The 18,034-nt window shown below is 55.8% G+C and carries 13 protein-coding genes, 2 tRNA genes and 2 pseudogenes; 8 read left to right on the top strand and 9 right to left on the bottom strand.

Going from position 1 to position 18,034, the window contains the following annotated elements:
* Positions 1–28: 28 nt before the first annotated feature.
* Positions 29–438: pseudogene (locus ACR0LH_RS10300) on the top strand (transposase); the annotation flags it as partial.
* Positions 439–473: 35 nt separating this feature from the next.
* Here the strand turns inward: ACR0LH_RS10300 and ACR0LH_RS10295 are convergent.
* Together ACR0LH_RS10295 and ACR0LH_RS10290 are read right to left on the bottom strand one after the other, a co-directional pair.
* A pseudogene (locus tag ACR0LH_RS10295) lies at positions 474–1,599 on the bottom strand (IS3 family transposase).
* A 696-nt stretch (positions 1,600–2,295) separates the two neighbouring features.
* Positions 2,296–2,371: transfer RNA gene (locus ACR0LH_RS10290), tRNA-Thr, on the bottom strand.
* 168 nt (positions 2,372–2,539) lie between these two features.
* On the opposite strand from ACR0LH_RS10290, the gene ACR0LH_RS10285 reads away from it, so the two are divergent.
* The 4 genes from ACR0LH_RS10285 to arsB are packed head-to-tail and all read left to right on the top strand — an operon-like array spanning position 2,540 to position 6,658.
* Entirely contained in the window at positions 2,540–3,373 is an 834-nt protein-coding gene (locus ACR0LH_RS10285) for an arsenate reductase/protein-tyrosine-phosphatase family protein (protein WP_480720844.1), read from the top strand.
* A complete protein-coding gene (locus ACR0LH_RS10280; RefSeq protein ID WP_480720843.1) occupies positions 3,370–4,368 on the top strand; it encodes an ArsJ-associated glyceraldehyde-3-phosphate dehydrogenase in 999 nt (332 codons plus the stop codon). The genes ACR0LH_RS10285 and ACR0LH_RS10280 overlap by 4 nt, the downstream gene beginning before the upstream one ends.
* A complete protein-coding gene (gene arsJ, locus ACR0LH_RS10275) occupies positions 4,365–5,630 on the top strand; it encodes an organoarsenical effux MFS transporter ArsJ (RefSeq protein ID WP_480720842.1) in 1,266 nt (421 codons plus the stop codon). The genes ACR0LH_RS10280 and arsJ overlap by 4 nt, the downstream gene beginning before the upstream one ends.
* The gene (gene arsB / locus ACR0LH_RS10270) at positions 5,627–6,658 is read left to right on the top strand and encodes an ACR3 family arsenite efflux transporter (protein ID WP_480720841.1); all 1,032 of its coding nucleotides are present in this window, start codon (positions 5,627–5,629) and stop codon (positions 6,656–6,658) included. Before arsJ ends, arsB begins: the two co-directional genes overlap by 4 nt.
* A gap of 6 nt (positions 6,659–6,664) precedes the next feature.
* Here the strand turns inward: arsB and glf are convergent, their stop codons facing one another.
* From glf to ACR0LH_RS10255, 3 genes are read right to left on the bottom strand one after another with little or no spacing between them, the layout of a single operon-like run.
* Positions 6,665–7,822, bottom strand: coding sequence for a UDP-galactopyranose mutase (gene glf / locus ACR0LH_RS10265; RefSeq protein ID WP_480720840.1), 1,158 nt, complete (start codon positions 7,820–7,822; stop codon positions 6,665–6,667).
* On the bottom strand, positions 7,823–8,713 hold the full coding sequence (locus ACR0LH_RS10260; protein WP_170804417.1) for a hypothetical protein: 891 nt from the start codon (positions 8,711–8,713) through the stop codon (positions 7,823–7,825). It lies immediately after the preceding gene.
* Positions 8,710–9,510 carry a glycosyltransferase family 25 protein gene (locus ACR0LH_RS10255; protein WP_480720838.1) on the bottom strand — a complete coding sequence of 267 codons (801 nt, stop codon included), beginning with the start codon at positions 9,508–9,510 and terminating at the stop codon, positions 8,710–8,712. Before ACR0LH_RS10255 ends, ACR0LH_RS10260 begins: the two co-directional genes overlap by 4 nt.
* A 538-nt stretch (positions 9,511–10,048) precedes the next feature.
* On the opposite strand from ACR0LH_RS10255, the gene ACR0LH_RS10250 reads away from it, so the two are divergent.
* A complete protein-coding gene (locus ACR0LH_RS10250; RefSeq protein ID WP_480720837.1) occupies positions 10,049–11,833 on the top strand; it encodes an ABC transporter ATP-binding protein in 1,785 nt (594 codons plus the stop codon).
* Positions 11,834–12,213: 380 nt separating this feature from the next.
* Here the strand turns inward: ACR0LH_RS10250 and ACR0LH_RS10245 are convergent, their stop codons facing one another.
* Together ACR0LH_RS10245 and ACR0LH_RS10240 are read right to left on the bottom strand one after the other, a co-directional pair.
* Positions 12,214–13,518: an IS630 family transposase gene (locus tag ACR0LH_RS10245; protein ID WP_480720835.1), complete on the bottom strand. Its 1,305-nt coding sequence runs from the start codon at positions 13,516–13,518 to the stop codon at positions 12,214–12,216.
* Between the two features lie 265 nt (positions 13,519–13,783).
* Positions 13,784–13,860 (bottom strand) — tRNA-Arg (locus ACR0LH_RS10240).
* A gap of 114 nt (positions 13,861–13,974) precedes the next feature.
* On the opposite strand from ACR0LH_RS10240, the gene ACR0LH_RS10235 reads away from it, so the two are divergent.
* Positions 13,975–15,000: a LacI family DNA-binding transcriptional regulator gene (locus ACR0LH_RS10235; RefSeq protein WP_170387201.1), complete on the top strand. Its 1,026-nt coding sequence runs from the start codon at positions 13,975–13,977 to the stop codon at positions 14,998–15,000.
* Positions 15,001–15,004: 4 nt separating this feature from the next.
* Positions 15,005–16,216 carry a winged helix-turn-helix domain-containing protein gene (locus ACR0LH_RS10230; protein ID WP_480720834.1) on the top strand — a complete coding sequence of 404 codons (1,212 nt, stop codon included), beginning with the start codon at positions 15,005–15,007 and terminating at the stop codon, positions 16,214–16,216.
* 3 nt (positions 16,217–16,219) lie between these two features.
* Here ACR0LH_RS10230 and ACR0LH_RS10225 read toward each other — a convergent pair whose 3' ends face one another.
* A complete protein-coding gene (locus tag ACR0LH_RS10225) occupies positions 16,220–16,918 on the bottom strand; it encodes a fumarylacetoacetate hydrolase family protein (RefSeq protein ID WP_480720832.1) in 699 nt (232 codons plus the stop codon).
* 488 nt (positions 16,919–17,406) lie between these two features.
* Positions 17,407–17,853 carry a homoprotocatechuate degradation operon regulator HpaR gene (gene hpaR / locus ACR0LH_RS10220; protein ID WP_480720831.1) on the bottom strand — a complete coding sequence of 149 codons (447 nt, stop codon included), beginning with the start codon at positions 17,851–17,853 and terminating at the stop codon, positions 17,407–17,409.
* Between the last annotated feature and the right edge of the window lie 181 nt (positions 17,854–18,034).

Genomic DNA, 18,034 nt, shown 5'->3' with positions numbered 1-18,034 from the left:
TTTCTCGAAGATGAAAGAGGAGATTCTGGTGAAGAAATCAAAGTACAGCGACGCACAGATCATGAGCATTCTGAAGCAGGCTGAGAATGACGTGCCGGTCGCTGATCTGTGCCGCGAGCATGGTATGAGCAGCGCGAGCTTCTACAAGTGGCGATCTAAGTACGGCGGCATGGACGCCAGCCTGATGGCGCGGATGAAAGAACTCGACGAAGAGAACAAGCGGCTCAATAAGATGTATGCGGAGAAGAGCATGCAAAACGACCTGCTAAAGGAAGCGCTTGGAAAAAAGTGGTGAGGCCGTCTCAAAGACGCGAGATGGCCGAATGGGCGGTGCGCTACCGGTCCGCCAGTATCGCGCTGGCTTGCCGTGCGTTTTCAATCAGCGAGACCTGCTATCGGTATCAGCCAAAGCTCAGCAATGAGAACGACTTGATCGCCGTGAGCAGCCTGATTTGACTGGTCCGACTTGATTGTTAGTGCATGACTGGCCTCGGGTCCATCTGGACGATGGTTTCAGGAGCCGGTGGCCGATAGCCGAGAGCGCTGTGGGGCCGCTTAGTGTTGTAGTGTTTCCGCCAGCCTTCGATGATAATCTGAGCCTCCCTCAGCGAGTAGAAGATCTCTCGGTTCAGAAGTTCATCGCGGAACCTGGCATTGAAGCTCTCCACATAGCCGTTCTCCCAAGGGCTGCCCGGTTCGATGAAGGCCGTCCTGGCTCCCACGGCTTCGATCCATGCCCGGACGTCTTTGGCAACGAACTCGGGGCCATTGTCGCTGCGCACAAATGCCGGCGGCCCTCTCAGGATGAAGAGATCGGTGAGAGCGTCGATCACGTCAGTCGAGTTTAGCTTCCGCTTCACTGTGATTGACAGGCATTCCCGGCTGAACTCATCGAGGATGTTCAAGGTACGGAACGCCTTGCCGTCGTCAGTGCGGCAATGCACGAAGTCGTAGCTCCAGACATGGTTGCGGTGCCAGGCCTCAGGCGGATGCATGATCCGTCGTTCAGCCAGAGACGGCTCTTCTTTGGTTGCTTGCGTGGCACCTTCAGCCCCTCCCGCTTCCATAGCCGCTCAACACGGCCGACGCTGACCTGCCAGCCCGCATCTCTCAGCAGAACGGCGACGCGGCGGTAACCGTAGCTGCCGTATTGCCGGGCCAGTTCAACCATGTCCGCGACAAGCCGGTCTTCGTTTTCCCGGCCTCGGGGAGAGTACCTTTGCGTCGATCGATGCTGCCCCAGCACCCGGCAGATCCTGCGTTCTGAAACCTTCATCCTACTTCGGATCAGGTCGATGCAGGCACGCCGGCGGGCGGGGCTTAGAAGTTTCCCCGGGCTGCTTCCTTAAGGATTAGCTTGTCCAGGGTCAGATCCGACACGGCTTTCCGAAGCCGTTCATTCTCTTTCTGGAGCCGTTTGAGTTCCTTAAGTTGGTCGGTTCCCATACCGCCGTACTGCTTGCGCCATCGGTAATAGGTCTGATCGGTAATGCGCACTTCGCGGATCGCATCCGCGCGCTGCATACCCTGGCCGACAAGCACATCAACCTGCCGTAACTTCTGAACTATCTCCTCGGGCTTGTGCCGCTTGCTTGCCATTCTCTGTCCTCCGTTCACTATACATAACGGTGGACCTAGTCAGATGAGGCATTCCAACTTACCTCGCCGCATCAACTATTCCAACTTATAGCCACGACAGGCTATGAACCAGACAGAGTGATGCGACGCAGGCGCGAATGGCCAGTACAAAGAAGTTGCATCGCACTAGCGAGCCAGGCTGAAAACGGCCGCTTTGTGAAGGAGCCGGTAGTCACATGAAACGAAACCGAGATCAAGTTTTTCCGCACAGCGGAAGTTGTTCAGCGATCTTGCCAATGGCCGCTTTTGGGCGCGACAAAACCATTGTCTGATATTTTGCGCTGACTTGCCGTTTGCACTAGGAGGGGGCAATGCCGAAACCTGACACCAACCCCATGTGCCTAGTGGCACTAATGAACGCGACACCCAGATGCACAGCTACATCTAAGCGCACCGGAGAAAGGTGCAAAGGCCCTGCGGTGCGCGGCTGGAATGTCTGCCGGTTTCACGGAGCCGGGGGTGGTGCGCCTGAAGGTGAGGGAAACGGTGCGTTTCGCCACGGCGCCCGAACATTGGAAACTCAAGCGGTCCGTAAGTTGGCTATGATGATGCGCCGCACCCTGCCATAGCCGCGAAACCTTTGGGGGATAAATTGGGGGATAGATGCGCATAAATTATACCTAAGCATCTGATTTTCAATATTTATCTTTGTGATATTGGTGCCTCAAGAGGGACTCGAACCCCCGACCTTGTCCTTACGAAGGACCTGCTCTACCAGCTGAGCTATTGAGGCAAGCGAAGGATCGTTTAAACGGTCCCGAAGTGGCGTGCAAGCCTTCATCCGCTGGATTTGGCCCATCGAACCGGCTTGCGCTATGCTCTCGTTCTTCGGTTGTGAATTTTTTGTAACGATAAAGATTAGACGTTGCCGACTCATCACTATTTCTATATTTCATGAAATATGATAGAACAGATAACCAACCAACTTGCCATTCTGGGCCACCCTCAACGCATTTCGGTGTTTCGCATGTTAATGCGACGATTTCCTGACTCGGTCCCGGCAGGTGAGTTGGCGGCGGAGTTGGGGATCAAGCCCAGCACCTTGTCGAACTACCTGAACGCGCTTCAGCGGTCGGGTCTGGTAACGCAGGACCGGTCGGGCACCTCTCTGCTCTATTCGATTGAAATGAAGAACGTGCAGCACATGCTGGATTTCCTGCTGAACGACTGCTGCCGTGGACGACCTGATATCTGCATGCCCTCACCGCATGAGCCTGAGAAAATGACGGATCGGAAATTCAACGTTCTGTTTCTATGTGTGGGGAATTCTGCCCGCTCGATCTTTGCTGAATCCCTTCTGCGGACATTGGGCGGGGATCGGTTCAACGTCTATTCCGCGGGCACGCAACCTACATCAGAACTCAACCCTTTCGCCGTTCAGGTACTCAGCGACAAGGGACACGATACGTCGAACCTGCGATCAAAGCACCTGTCCGAGTTTGCCGCAGAGGACGCGCCCGATATGGATTTCGTCTTTACGGTCTGCAATCAGGCGGCCAACGAAGAATGCCCGGCCTGGGAAGGCCAGCCCATCAGCGGCCACTGGGGTATGATCGACCCGGTCAAGGCGACCGGCACGGATGCCGAGAAAAGCCTCGCCTTCCAGAACGCCTATGGCGCACTGAAACGGCGGATCGAGGCCTTCACCTCTCTGCCGGTCGAAAGTCTGGATCGGATCGCATTGCAAACTGCTGTCGATGACATCGGCAGAACCCCCGTTGAGGAAACGAAATGACCACATACGCGGTAAACGGCCTTGGCCGGATGGGAAAACTGGCCCTGAAGCCCCTGCTGGAAAAGGGTGCCAAGATCGCTTGGATCAACGACGGGGTCGGTGACCCCGAGATGCACGCGCATCTGCTGGAGTTCGACACGGTGCATGGCCGCTGGGATGCTGAGTTCGCACATGATGCGGACAGTGTAACCATCAATGGCACGCGCCTGCCGTTTATTGGCACCAAGGATTTGAACGACCTGCCGCTGGACGGCGTCGATGTGGTGATCGACTGCACCGGTGTTTTCAAGACCGAGGCAAAACTGGCCCCCTATTTCGCGGCCGGTGTGAAGAAGGTTGTCGTCTCGGCCCCGGTCAAGGACGGCCCCACGGCCAATATCGTGATGGGCGTGAATGAGGGCACCTATGACCCTGCCGCGCATCACATCGTGACGGCGGCGTCCTGCACCACGAACTGTCTGGCCCCTGTGGTCAAGGTCATCCATGAAAATCTGGGCATCCGCCATGGCTCGATGACCACGATCCACGATGTAACCAACACGCAAACTATCGTGGACCGCCCCGCCAAGGATCTGCGGCGCGCACGCTCGGCGCTGAACTCTCTGATCCCAACCACCACCGGGTCGGCCACGGCGATCACGCTGATCTATCCCGAACTGAAAGGCCGTTTGAACGGCCATGCGGTGCGGGTGCCGTTGCTGAACGCCTCGCTGACGGATTGCGTCTTTGAGGTCGAGCGTGAAACCACCGCCGAAGAAGTTAACGCCTTCTTCAAAGCTGCTGCCGAGGGCGAACTGAAGGGTATTCTGGGCTATGAAACGCGGCCGCTGGTCTCAACCGACTATACCAATGACGAACGGTCTTCGATTATCGACGCGCCCTCGACCATGGTGGTGAACGGAACGCAGGTGAAAATCTACGCGTGGTATGACAACGAGATGGGCTATGCGCATCGTCTGGTTGATGTGGCGCTGATGGTCGGGGCCGCGCTGTGACCGACCGGCCCGAAGGACTGTCGGCCTATATTGCGGTCACGGCGGCCTATTGGGCTTTCATGCTGACCGACGGAGCCTTGCGGATGCTGGTGCTGTTGCACTTTCATACGATGGGGTTCTCGCCAGTGCAGCTGGCGTATTTGTTCGTCCTGTACGAAATTGCCGGGATGGTCACAAACCTGGCCGCCGGTTGGATCGCGGCTCGGTTTGGCCTGACCTCGACGCTGTATGCAGGGCTTGCGCTACAGGTCGGGGCGCTGCTGGTGCTGACGCAACTAGACCCTAACTGGGCGATTCCAGTCAAAGTCGTCTTTGTGATGATCGTGCAGGGCGCCAGCGGAGTGGCCAAGGATCTGGCCAAAATGTCGTCCAAGTCTGCCGTGAAGCTGTTGGCCCCATCAACGGGCGGAGGGCTGTTTCGCTGGGTCGCCCTTCTGACCGGGTCGAAAAACGCAGTCAAAGGGTTGGGCTTTCTGCTGGGGGCCGGTCTGCTGGCAACGGTGGGCTTCATGTGGGCAACACTGGCGATGGCCATTGTTCTGGCAATCATCCTGGTTGCGGTCTTTGTGTTGATGCCACCCGGCCTGCCGCAAGGACGCAAGGGTGCCAAGTTCTCCGAGGTCTTTTCCAAATCCGCAAACGTGAACTGGCTATCCGCAGCGCGTGTCTTTCTGTTTGGCGCGCGGGATGTGTGGTTCGTGGTTGGTATCCCGATCTATTTCTACGCGGTCCTGTCCGACGGGACCGAAGAAGGAAACCGCGCGGCCTTCTTTATGATCGGGACCTTCATGGCCGTCTGGGTCATCCTCTACGGAGCGGTTCAGGCCAGCGCACCGAAAATCCTGAACGCGTCCAAACGGACCGAGGGCGACCTGATCCGGGCGGCCCGTAATTGGGCTTTGGCCCTGTTCTGCGTCCCGGCTGCGTTGACGGTCGCCGTCCTGATGTCTTCGGGACCAGAACCTTGGCTGACTGTGACGTTGGTTCTTGGATTGCTGGTGTTCGGGGCGATATTCGCGGTCAATTCCTCGCTGCATTCCTACCTGATCCTTGCCTTCACCAAGTCCGAGCGGGTCACGATGGATGTCGGCTTTTATTACATGGCAAACGCGACGGGCCGTTTGCTGGGCACTGTCCTGTCCGGCCTGACCTATCAGATCGGCGGCCTTCCACTGGTGCTGGGAACTGCTGCTATTATGGTCGCGCTTGCGGCACTGACCTCTGGCAAGCTCAGCGATCAGACGAACGAGGCGTACTCATGAGCATTTTTGAACGTTACCTGACCGTATGGGTCGCCCTTGCCATGATCGCAGGCGTGCTGATCGGCCTGGCAGCCCCCGATCTGGTGGCATTGATCGCATCGGCCGAGTTCGCCAGCGTCAATCTTGTGGTGGCCGTGCTGATCTGGGCCATGGTCTATCCGATGATGGTCAGCGTCGATTTCGGCGCGGTCGCAGGGGTCGCCCGTCAGCCCAAGGGTCTTATCGTCACGCTAGTGGTCAACTGGCTGATCAAGCCGTTCACAATGGCTTTGCTGGCCGTTTTGTTCTTTGACTACGTGTTTGCGCCGTGGATTAAACCGGAAGACGCCGCGCAATACTCGGCTGGCCTGATCCTGTTGGGCGCGGCCCCCTGTACGGCGATGGTGTTTGTCTGGTCTCAACTGACCAAGGGGGATGCGACCTATACACTGGTGCAAGTGTCGGTGAACGACCTGATCATGGTCGTGGCCTTTGCCCCGATCGTCGCGTTCCTGCTGGGGGTCACTGACATCTCGGTCCCGTGGCAGACCTTGGTTCTGGCAACAGTTCTCTACGTGGTGCTGCCCCTGATTGCCGGTCTGCTCACACGGCGCAAACTGGGATCGCAGGACGCCATTGACGCATTCTCGGCGCGGGTAAAGCCGTGGTCCGTGCTGGGCCTGATCACCACGGTGGTCATCCTGTTCGGCCTGCAAGGGCAGACCATTCTAGCCAAGCCGCTGGTGATTGTGCTGATCGCCGTGCCCATTTTGATCCAAAGCTACGGCATTTTTGCACTGGCCTATGGCGCGGCCTATGCGCTGAAAGTGCCCCATCGCATCGCTGCACCCTGCGCCATGATCGGCACGTCCAACTTCTTTGAGCTGGCCGTGGCCGTCGCCATCAGCCTGTTCGGGCTGAACTCGGGCGCTGCCTTGGCAACCGTTGTGGGGGTTCTGGTCGAAGTGCCGGTTATGCTGTCACTCGTGGCTTTTGCAAACCGCACGCGCAGCCGGTTCCCTGATCCGGCAATCACGCAAAAGGCATGACCCCGCTTAGAGCACCGAAACAAAAAACGGTTTGAGGTCGTCACCCCGTTCCAGCGAGGCAAGAACAGCCGCCGCCGTATCCAGAGACTCGCGGATCGTGACGTCCATATCCAGATAGCGATAGGTTCCCAAACGGCCAACAAAGGTCACGTTCGCAGTCTTGTTGGCCAGCTCGACATATTCGCCAAGCAGCGCTTTTTCCTTCACCTGCCGGATCGGATAATAGGGAATATCGCCCGGCTCGGCGGCACGTGAATACTCGCGATAGCAGACCGACCCGTCATGTGTCTCCCACGGGGCAAAGTGCTTGTGTTCGGTGATGCGCGTATAGGGGACGTCTTCTTCGCCGTAATTCATGACGGCACAGCCCTGATAGTCGCCGTCATAGGTAAAGCGTTCAAAATCCAGCGTCCGATATCCCAGACGCCCAAGCTCATAGTCGAAATAGCCGTCCAGCGGCCCCGAGTAGAAGACGTGGTCAAACCCCTCGGCCATGCTGCGGTCAAAGGTCGTATTCAGTTTGACGGTGATCGAGGGGTGATCAAGGATACCCGCGATCATGTCGGTATAGCCGTTTTCGGGCATCCCCTGAAATCGATGGAAAAAGTAATTGTCGTCGTAGTTGAACCGCACCGGCAGACGTTTGAGGATCGACGCAGGCAGTTCGGACGGGTGACACCCCCACTGCTTGATCGTGTATCCTTTGAAGAACGCCTCGTAGAGGTCACGCCCGACGAACCGCATGGCCTGCTCCTCAAAGCTCTGCGGATCGGTGATCGAGGTGTCAGCCTGTTCTTCGGTGATAAAGCTATGCGCTTCATCCGGGCGCATCGTCTTGCCAAAGAACTGGTTGATTGTGTGCAGGTTGACCGGCAGCGAAAAGACCTGCCCCCGCGAGGTTGTCTTGACCCGGTTCTTGTAGGGCAGGAAATTCGCGTACCGGTTGACGTAGGTCCAGACCTCTTCGTCATCGGTATGAAAGATATGGGGGCCATAGACATGGATCATGACACCCGTGTCGGCGTCGCGCTGGGTATGGCAGTTGCCGCCGATATGGTCGCGGCTATCAACTATCGTGATCTGATGACCTTCTTCTGCCAGTGCACGACCAATTACGGCACCGGACAAACCGGCACCAACCATAAGAAATCGACCCGCTTCCATTCAAACACCTTCTTGTCTTGGTGATATCGTCGTCATGTCCAAAGGCTTGATCAACTGCCGCCGCGCAATTTTCAGAATGCCCGCGCGCGCTTCTCCAGCATCGCGAAAGCTGGACATCATCGAAAGCCAGCCACGACACATACGCCACCCCAGTTGAATCCTGCCCGAAACAGGCTGCCCACCTTGCAATATTCCGGCAAAGATCACGGGAACGGTGCGCCGGGACAGATCGAACATCTCTTTCAGGACGGCTTCTTCTTCTTCGGAACTGAGGTTGCCCGTCTCGGCCATTGCCACCTTTAGGTTCTTGCCGACCGGTCGCGTGTGGTGCATCGCGATCTCGTCCAGAATGGCTGTTCGGAATGCTCCGGCTTCGGCCCAGCGGCACCAGATATAATCCAGCCCGAAACCGCTCATGGTGTTTTGGAACAGCGGCAACGCCTTTTTCAGAATGTCCCTATGCATGCACGGGGCCATGATCTCGATATAGTTCGTATAACGCAGCACGAAGCCGGGGCATTGGCTGAACACAAAGTGCGAAAAGTAGCTGTTCGGGCTAAGAGACGGCTGCGCGATGCGCAAACCGTAGAACCGCATCGCTTCGAACAGAGCGTTCACATCCTGTGCGCTGATGTCCAGATCGTCATCAGGCAGCCAATAGTATTCATATTGATCCAGATCCCGGTCCGAGAGAGTTTTATACAACCCGTCCCATTTTCCGCCTTTGACCAATACTGCGTCCACGCCCGGCTCTGGTACGAATTCTGCATATGCTTCGTCTGAAAAATAGCTGATCAAAAGATCGTAGTTGCGATCATTGTGAGGGATTTCCAGCCACCGACTATGCAGCGACTTGCTGCCTGCCCGGACAACCACAAGGCTTTTGTTCATACGTGGTTCCGAATTTGGCTATCGGTCCGCAACAGGGGGCCAAGACCGTCAATCATGTCCGGGTTCAGCGGGTGGCTCAGTCGACCGTGGGTGAATTTCGCCTGATACACGAGATTGCGGACAAATCGTTCAAGCCGCGAGCCCGGTTTGGCTTTTCTCCGATGGGATTCAATGTTGCTGTCTTGCGAATTCCGCTCGGCCACCATCTGCCTGCCCAAGGTCAGAATGGGCACTTTATGCTCCCAATAGAATTTCAGGTCGATATCAACAGGGCGGGCAATCGGCGCATCTACCTGCAGCAACCGAGCCGCGGCCCGGCGGCCAAGAATATAACCGGTGGTTCTGGGTGGCAGGATATCCGACAAGACAAGGTTCTGATCGGCGAACTCTTTGATGACCTGAACATTTTTGCCCGGTACGCCATCCAGTTTGATCATCACATCTTCAAAACACTCGGGACATTCTGAAAGCGCGCTCAGGAACGATCTGGGATCCCGAATAAACGTTGCATCATCTTCCAGGACAAGACCGACACAGTCATCGGATGCTGCGATGTGCTGCCAGATTTGTCGATGTCCCAGAGTGCAGGCAACTTCGTTGCGGCTAAGGGGACGCTTGAACTTGGCGCGGTTCATCTCGGCATCATAGATGCGCTTCAGTTCAGACCCGCCCAACTGGTCGCCAGATATGGCATCAGAAAATTTATGCTGCACGCCCAGACGTGCAAGCTCTGCTTCGCAGAAACGTCGCCGCTCTACATCTTTTGGCAGGCTGAGGATAACGGCCGTGATCGACACTATCTTGATACCAATTGAAATTACCGCGTCGCTAATACTAACATTTAAGCAGCAGAAACGCGAAAGAACGAGTGTTTTTTTTGAAAGACGTACCAAAAGCCCACAGCGGCAAAAAACCGCGCAATTTCAAACCCCAATCCGGCACCTGAACACGTTCACCGCGTGGGCCTCGGCGTCGGAGCAAGTCGCGCTGCTGGTAACACACTGTAAAATCAGGAAAAGCGCTTGGCCTGCTGCACGCCCCGGCACTGCGAACTCAAAAAAATAGCTATATTTTTCAGCCCCTTATCTGGGCGCGCGATTCACATAAGTCACAGGCACGCGGGCCGGAGCGACGAAAAGCCGCTGCAGGCCGCCCGTGAGGATTATCTATGTTTTCGTCAGCCCTTGCCCAATACGGTACGGATACCTATCTGGCACGGGCGCTCGTCATGCTGTCGAAACGGACCGTAAGGTCATTTCGTTTCATCTGCACTTTAGAGAAGAACGGTTATAGGTTATCTGAGCGAGCGCACAGTTTCACGATCTGGAGAACGCAATGATAAAGCGCGCCTGGGACAATTGGCGGTCGGGCTATATGGGCCGCCTCATCAGCGAGAGCTTCTTTGCCCAGGGCGGGCTGTACGCCGTGGCGATTGTTGCGATGATCGCGGTTGCGGCAACCACTGCAGGGTCCGCCTACATGATGGAATACATCGTGGACGCCATGACCAGCCCAGAAATGCGCGGTTGGGCCCATCTGATTGCTCTGGGCGTCATCGCCCTGTTTCTTGTGAAGGCTCTGGCGTCATATGTTCAGGCGGTGTTTCTGGCCCGTGCCGGAAACCGGATCGTGGCAGCGCAGCAGGAAAAAGTTTATCGCAAACTGCTTAGGCACGGAGTCTCGTTCTTTTCGGACAACGATTCGTCGAACCTGCTGATGCGAACGACCAACGGGGCGCAGTCCGCCAGGAAACTGATCGACGTTCTTGTGACCGGCTTTGTGCGCGACGCGCTGACATTGGTGGGCCTTGTCATCGTAATGGTGTACCAACAGCCGGTTCTGTCCGTCATGTTCTTTGTCGTTGGTCCCATTGCTCTGGTCGGGGTGCGGTACCTGTTGAAAAGCGTCCGTTCGATCATGCAGGCCGAATTCAAGTCCCTGGCAGAGATCATTCGCGTTCTGCAGGAAACCTCGGCCGGCATCAAAGTGATCAAGGTTTTTTCTCTGGAAGACCGGATGATCAATCGAATGGACACGGCGATCCGCTCCGTCGAGAAGCGGGCCAACGATATTGCGCGGCTTCAATCCATCGCCAGTCCCCTGATGGAGTTTCTCGCAGGTTTGGCCGTCGCCGGCGTCCTGATCGTCAGCACAACCGGAATCGCAGGCAGCGAACAGCCGACGGCCGGTCAGTTGATGTCGTTTATTACCGCGCTGCTTATGGCTTATGAACCGGCAAAGCGGCTGTCTAAGATGCGCGTTCAGATCGAAACAGCTATGGTCGGCGTTGGTCTGCTGTTTGGGCTTCTGGACCAGGAAGACTCGATGCTGGAAAGCCCGGACGCCCATGACCTCGGCGACGGACCGGGTGAGGTTGTACTGCGCAACGTCACCTTTGGGTATCAAGGTTCGGTGCCTGTGATCGAAGACATGAGCCTGACATTCCAGGCCCGCAAAACAACCGCGCTTGTGGGTCAGTCCGGCGGGGGCAAATCGACGATTTTCGGTTTGATCATGCGCTTTTTTGACCCGGACGAAGGCAGTGTCGAAATCGACGGGAAGGACGTACGGCACGCCAGTTACTCATCGCTGAGGCGCAAGATTTCCTATGTTGGTCAGGATACATTCCTGTTTTCTACTTCGGTCATGGAAAACCTGCGTTGTTCAGCGCCGGATGCAACCGATGAAGAAGTGATCGCTGCCGCGAAAGCTGCACACGCACACGACTTTATCACCGAGCTTTCCAACGGTTATGACACCCCCGTTGGTGAAAACGGCACGTTCCTGTCGGGCGGTCAAAAACAGAGAATCGCCATCGCCCGCGCGATTTTGCGTAAAGCAGAGATTCTACTGCTGGACGAAGCAACCAGCGCGCTGGACGCAAAATCCGAATCTCTGGTTAAAGAAGCGCTGGATGCGCTGACAAAAGATGTCACGGTTGTTGTGATCGCACACAGGTTGTCCACGATACTTGAGGCCGACACGATCATGGTCGTTCAGGACGGCGCAGTGGTCGAACAGGGCAATCTGGAAGAACTGATGCAAAAGAACGGCAACTTCCGCAGCCTGTTTGAAGAACAATTCAAAAACCCCGAGACGAAAGCGGAAGTCGCAGAGTAATACGGCCCAGCAGCGCAGAAGCAGGTTGATATTCGGGCGGATGAGCCTGCCACCCGGACTTTTCGGGCATAAAAGGGCTGATTTGCAGGTTCCGGCTGGCGACCCCGGCAGGATTCGAACCTGCAACCTGCCCCTTAGGAGAGGAACATGTTGCCTGTTTTTTGTATTTAATTTCATGTAGTTAAAAGGAATCTTTGGATTTTTGTGTCAAATTTGTGCCACGAATTTCGCTGTTTTTTGAACTTAACTCCGCTTGGCCACTCGATAGTTCTCAGTTTGTTCTCTTAGTCTAATACATAGTCACGTTCATTGGCTCAAATCTCAAAATGCCAATTCTTATTGCATTGCACGAAAAAGGCGGCTGGTACTTCAGTAGCGAGTCAACGGATCGATCCCAAGCCGGAAAACCTGGGGTCTTTGCAGTTGTGAGAAACACTGAAGTACGATGGCACTTGTTCTTCGCCCCAAATTTTGTTCCCAGCCTTCTTTGGGTTTGATTGGAAGAAGGCGTTCCTCTCCGAAATGTACCTGTCGATCGCTGACTTAGCTTCCTCAACCGATTGGTAATTGCTGTTGTGTATTACGGACTGAGAAAGTCCGCTGAACACCGACTCAATAACGTTGAGGAACTGCGCTCGCGCCGGTAACGGCCGCAATTTGATCATCGGTGACTGGTAGGTATTTCGGTATTCACGTTTGTTGACGCGTTTCACTTCAGCAAGGAATTTTTTCGAAGAATGCCATGAGGCGGCATCCCATGAGAGATAGAGCCTTCGACAGTCAAAATACTCGTGAAGAAGTACGTGCAGCAGCTTAATCATTTCTTCTGTATCCTTCTTCTTAGAGTAAAAATGGGTTATTTGATTGCTGCTCAACTCCAACGCAGCAGTCACAATCAAGAAACCTTTCGAGTCCTGGTATTGAGGCACGGTAGGTTTTGTACCGCGTTTGACCAAACGCCGGCCACCTCGTTCGCGAACAGAAACTGGGCCGTATTCGTCAATCGAGAAGAAGCGGTCCATGGGACCAAGCCGCCTCAATGTGCGGGTGATCTTAATTAACTTCTCGCGGTAGTTTGGGTCGTTGCTTGTGAGTACTTCTCGAGTTTTACATCGGGAGTAGCCTTCCTCTCGGAATATTTGCCCCATTGCATTTTTGTTTATTAGCGTACCCTTGGCTTTTAGAACGCTGTGCAAAAGATCGATTGTCCAAGTGGTTCTGTTGATGCCGTAAGCACTTGGGGGTTCGTGAAGCGTTTCAAAAAGTTGATCTCTTAGTTTTTTGTCGTCGTATTTTCGGGGCTTCTTACGAGGTTCAAACAGACCCTTGTGATCGCCGTTCGAAAACCGGCGAACGAACCTCCTTACAGCCCATCTTGAATAACCTATGAACTCGGCAATTAGTCCCTCATTCACCCCTAGTAGGCTAAAAGTGAGCACTAGCGCTCGGTTCCTGTAGTACCGGGACCTGTTGGCCAGTCCGGGCGCAATGCTCTTAAGAAAAATTTTGCGACGATGCTTCGGCACGTGCTCAACAAGTTGATCCGGTGTGTAGTGCCCCTGCGAAATATGAGCCATCAGAAGTATTACGGACCTTTCTTTTTCGCGCATTTCCGAGTTTTCCCGGGCGAGTGACATCACTCGGTCAAGCAACTTAGAGAAGTCCGAAGAAGGAAAGTTGTCCATTGATCTTACTCCTAAAGCAGCTCCTCCAACACTAATCTATCGCCCGAAAGTGGTCGCATTTAGTCAACGAAAAGCACCTTAAATCTGTCGGACAGTTTTGCGGCGGTGTAAATTAATTAACTATATTTTGGGGTGAAGCAAATAATACCCCAAATTTTGTGTCAAATTTGTGCCACTTTCTTCCAAAAGTCGCCGAAAATCAGCATTACGAGAAGGAAGCCAAAACTAAAAATTTACAGGATTTTCCAATTAGTATAGATAGTTATGGTGACCCCGGTAGGATTCGAACCTACAACCTGCCCCTTAGGAGGGGGCTGCTCTATCCAGTTGAGCCACGGGGCCGTGCAAGGCTCTCTCTACCTGTGTTTTTTCTGGTTGTCATGACCTTTGCGCAACAGTTGTAAAATACGTTCTGTTCACGCTACCATTCCTCAAAACAACAACGCAGGTGCCCCAGTGACGACAGATACAAAACGCCCGCTTACCCTTCGCGATGTCTCTGAGGCGTCCGGCGTATCCGAGATGACGGTTAGCCGAGTTCTGCGGAACCGCGGCGATGTGTCCGACGCCACCCGGACCCGCGTTCTGGCCGCCGCGAAAGAGCTGGGTTACGTCCCGAACAAAATCGCAGGCGCGCTGGCGTCAAGCCGGGTCAATCTGGTGGCGGTTATCATCCCGTCACTGTCCAACATGGTCTTTCCCGAAGTTATGACCGGCATCAATCAGGTCTTGGAAGATACCGAGTTGCAACCCGTGGTCGGCGTCACCGATTACCTGCCGGAAAAAGAAGAAAAAGTTCTGTACGAGATGCTCTCGTGGCGGCCCTCTGGTGTGATCATCGCTGGGCTGGAACACACGGACGCGGCCCGCGCCATGCTGGATTCGGCCGGGATACCAGTGGTCGAGATCATGGACACCGACGGCAAACCGGTGGATGCGATGGTCGGGATCTCGCACCGTCGGGCCGGGCGTGAGATGGCTCAGGCGATCCTCAAGGCGGGCTATGAACATATCGGGTTCATGGGCACGAAGATGCCGCTGGACCACCGTGCTCGTAAACGGTTTGAGGGCTTTACCGAGGTGCTGGGCAAGAACGGCGTCGAAATCGAAGATCGCGAGTTCTACTCTGGTGGCTCGGCTCTGGCCAAGGGGCGCGAGATGACGCAGGCCATGCTGGAACGCTCACCCGAACTGGATTTTCTGTATTATTCCAACGATATGATTGGCGCGGGTGGCCTGCTTTACCTGCTGGATCAGGGCATCGACGTGCCCGGCCAGATCGGTCTGGCGGGGTTCAATAATGTCGAGCTTTTGCAAGGTCTGCCGCGCAAGCTGGCCACGATGGATGCGTGCCGGCTGGAGATCGGGCGCAAAGCGGCCGAGATCATCGCTGCGCAGCTTGCCGACCCCAATGCAGAGGTCGACACCCGCGTGACCCTGACCCCCAAGATCAGCTATGGCGACACGTTGAAACGACGCTGACCTGATGGCGCTTCGTCAACTGGACAACCGAACAGCGCGGGCCGTTTTCATGGATCGGCACGCGCTTCTTGAACCGCCGACAGGCAGCGCCAAGGGAACAGCCCTGCTGGACCTGATCCAGAGGTTGGGTTTTGTGCAACTGGACAGCATCAACACCGTGGCCCGCGCCCACGACATGATCCTGTTTTCACGCAGACCCAGCTATCGCTCGAAGAATCTGAAGCATCTGTACGAACGCGACCGGGCATTGTTTGAACACTGGACTCATGACGCTGCCGTTATCCCAATGGAGTATTACCGGCATTGGCATCTCAGGTTCCAACGTGACGCGGATTTGTTGAAATCCCGGTGGAAGAACTGGCGCCGTGATGGGTTCGAGCAGCGATTTGAAGCCGTCTTGCAGCATATCCGCGACCACGGGCCAGTGTCCTCGTCAGACGTAGGCAAAGACGAAAAGAAAGGATCGGGCGGCTGGTGGGATTGGCACCCATCCAAGACCGCGCTGGAGTTCCTCTGGCGGTCCGGGGCATTGACCGTGATTGGACGGCAGGGATTTCAGAAACGCTATGACCTGACAGAACGTGTGATCGACGACCACCTTTGCCCCGGGGCGCTGCAGATCGACCCGGAGGAAACCGTTGACTGGCTGTGCAATGCGGCGATGGACCGGCTGGGGTTTGCAACCTCGGGCGAGCTGGCCGCGTTTTGGGATACGGTAAGCACCACCGAAGCGCGGGAATGGTGCAAACAGGCTCTAACAAAAGGGGAACTGGAAGAAATCGAAATCACCTGTGCCGATGGCCGGACGCGCAAGGTGCTGTCTCGGCCCGGCTCGGAAGACGTAGGCCAGTTGAGCAAACCGCCGGGCCGCATCCGAGTGCTTAGTCCGTTTGACCCCATGCTTCGCGATCGTAACCGGGCCGAAAAGCTGTTTGGGTTTCACTACAGGATCGAGGTGTTCGTACCCGCCCCAAAACGAACCTATGGCTATTACGTGTTTCCGCTGTTGGAAGGTGACCGAATGATCGGCCGCATCGACATGAAGGCCCACCGCGACGACGATGCACTGCGGGTCAGTGCAGTGTGGCCGGAACGCTCGGTTCGCTGGTCTGCGGCACGGACAGGACGGTTGGAATCAGAACTAGACCGGGTCCGCAGGTTCGCCGATCTCAACCGCGTCGAGTTTTCGGACAACTGGCTAAAAGACCCTGTTTAGGGTCTATTCCGCCGCAGAAAGGGTCAAGCTTATCGGTTGCAAACCGTCAATCACGCCCTCCAGCCTGTCACCGGGTTGAACCGGCCCAACGCCCGCCGGGGTACCCGTCATAATCAGATCGCCGGGGCGCAGATGGTAATAGCCTGAAAGATGACTGACGATTTCGTCGATCTTCCAGATCAATTCGTGCAGCGTTGCGTCCTGTCGCACATCGCCATTCACGCTTAGAAAGATACGCTTGTCGTCATCTGGCGACCAGTCCGTGGCACGCGTCAGGGGGCCAAAGACTGCCCCGTTCTCAAGGTCTTTGCCCAGATCCCAGGGGCGTTGCTTGTTTCGTTCTCGTATCTGCAGGTCACGGCGGGTCATGTCCAATGCGCACCCGTAGGCATATACGGCATCTGCGGCCTCAGCTTGGGACGCACGAAAAACGGGGGTGCCGATTGCTACGGCCAGCTCCATTTCGTGATGAAAGTTATCTGTCCCCGGTGGAAAGGGCACTGTGGCCCCGGACAAAACTGCATTGGCGGCGGATTTCGTGAAATAGAACGGCGCTTCGCGATCAACCTCATGGCCCATCTCGGCCGCATGCGCCGCGTAGTTGCGCCCGACGCAGAAAATTCGCCCCACCGGATAAAGGGTCGAGAGACCCTCAATCGGAATTGCGATCGACTTGGGCAACAAGAACAAACTATCCGGCATCATCGCCCCTTTTTCGGTTGAGAGACCTGCATCTTAGGCGACAAACCCGCCAGAGCAAGGCATGTCAGCGACCAATCCCCCCTTCCCGCGCAGAGGCTGCATTCGGCAGCGCGGTTTATGTCACGCCGGCCCCTTGGAATCCTGTCACATCGGGCTAGATGGGGCATGTAACGCGGTTCTAATATCAAAAAAACATGAATTCCGCCTGTGGCAGCCGACTGTCCACAGGCAAGGACGACCGTGACCCGAACAGGCCGCGTCACGCGACCTGACCCGGGCGCATAAGTTTCGGAGAACCATGGCCAGCGTTCCTTCCCCTTAGGGATTCTGTGCCGAGCGTCATCCATATTTTCAGGTTGGCCGGATCTTCGGAGCGTGAGCCGTTCGCAGGGGAATACCCGGCGCTTCGGCCACGGGCCAGACACGCAGTCCAGTCTTCGTCTGGCCAACCCCGCCAGAGGGTGCCCCCCTATGCCTCTGGCGGGGTCTTAATCCGTATCCTCAGTTTTAAAGTCGTGCAGATCAGTGAGAAGATCCAGCAATGCCTCGTGCCGCTCTGGTCCCAATTGGGCTTTGATTTCCTCTGCAAGCTGCAGCGTCACATCGATGTTGTCCTTAATGATCGTTGCGCCCCGGTCCGTGATTTCCACAATCTGGCGGCGTTTGTCACCCGGATGGGTATGGCGGCGGATCAACCCCTTGGTTTCCAGCTTTTGAAGGATTCGCGTAAGGCTTGGCAACAGCAGGCATGCACGTTCCGCAATATGTGTCGGCTCTTGCGAGCCTTCCTCTTTGAGCACGCGCAGAACCCGCCATTGTTGCTCGGTGACGCCTGCGTCCGACAGCATTTTGCGAACGGGTCCCATCACGCGCTCCCGCGCACGCAGCAAAGCAATAGGTAAAGAGCGGGATGTCAGGGGCAAATCGCTGGTCATGAGGAATCTTGGACGAATTCACATCGGACTGCAACCGGCCCCTGAATCGGGGAATTCACCGTATTAGAGCCTATTTCGTCAGTCATGCGCCGTCGCGCGGATTGAAGACACTCTGAATACGATTGACCTTTGGCATCGAATGACCATCACTTGGACTGCAGCTATCACAGCCAGGTTCTAG

This window comes from Ruegeria sp. CL6 (assembly GCF_056536465.1).
The sequence above is the reverse complement of the archived record's forward strand: the minus strand, read 5'-3'. Positions and strand labels throughout refer to the sequence as shown.

Bases quoted from the DNA above. Each gene is read 5' to 3' on its own strand.
- ACR0LH_RS10245 (WP_480720835.1), bottom strand. From the start codon at position 13,518: ATGGACAACTTTCCTTCTTCGGACTTCTCTAAGTTGCTTGACCGAGTG.
- ACR0LH_RS10225 (WP_480720832.1), bottom strand. From the start codon at position 16,918: ATGCCGGATAGTTTGTTCTTGTTGCCCAAGTCGATCGCAATTCCGATT.
- ACR0LH_RS10285 (WP_480720844.1), top strand. From the start codon at position 2,540: ATGATAGAACAGATAACCAACCAACTTGCCATTCTGGGCCACCCTCAA.
- ACR0LH_RS10260 (WP_170804417.1), bottom strand. From the start codon at position 8,713: ATGAACAAAAGCCTTGTGGTTGTCCGGGCAGGCAGCAAGTCGCTGCAT.
- hpaR (WP_480720831.1), bottom strand. From the start codon at position 17,853: ATGACCAGCGATTTGCCCCTGACATCCCGCTCTTTACCTATTGCTTTG.
- ACR0LH_RS10230 (WP_480720834.1), top strand. From the start codon at position 15,005: ATGGCGCTTCGTCAACTGGACAACCGAACAGCGCGGGCCGTTTTCATG.
- ACR0LH_RS10280 (WP_480720843.1), top strand. From the start codon at position 3,370: ATGACCACATACGCGGTAAACGGCCTTGGCCGGATGGGAAAACTGGCC.
- arsB (WP_480720841.1), top strand. From the start codon at position 5,627: ATGAGCATTTTTGAACGTTACCTGACCGTATGGGTCGCCCTTGCCATG.
- ACR0LH_RS10250 (WP_480720837.1), top strand. From the start codon at position 10,049: ATGATAAAGCGCGCCTGGGACAATTGGCGGTCGGGCTATATGGGCCGC.
- glf (WP_480720840.1), bottom strand. From the start codon at position 7,822: ATGGAAGCGGGTCGATTTCTTATGGTTGGTGCCGGTTTGTCCGGTGCC.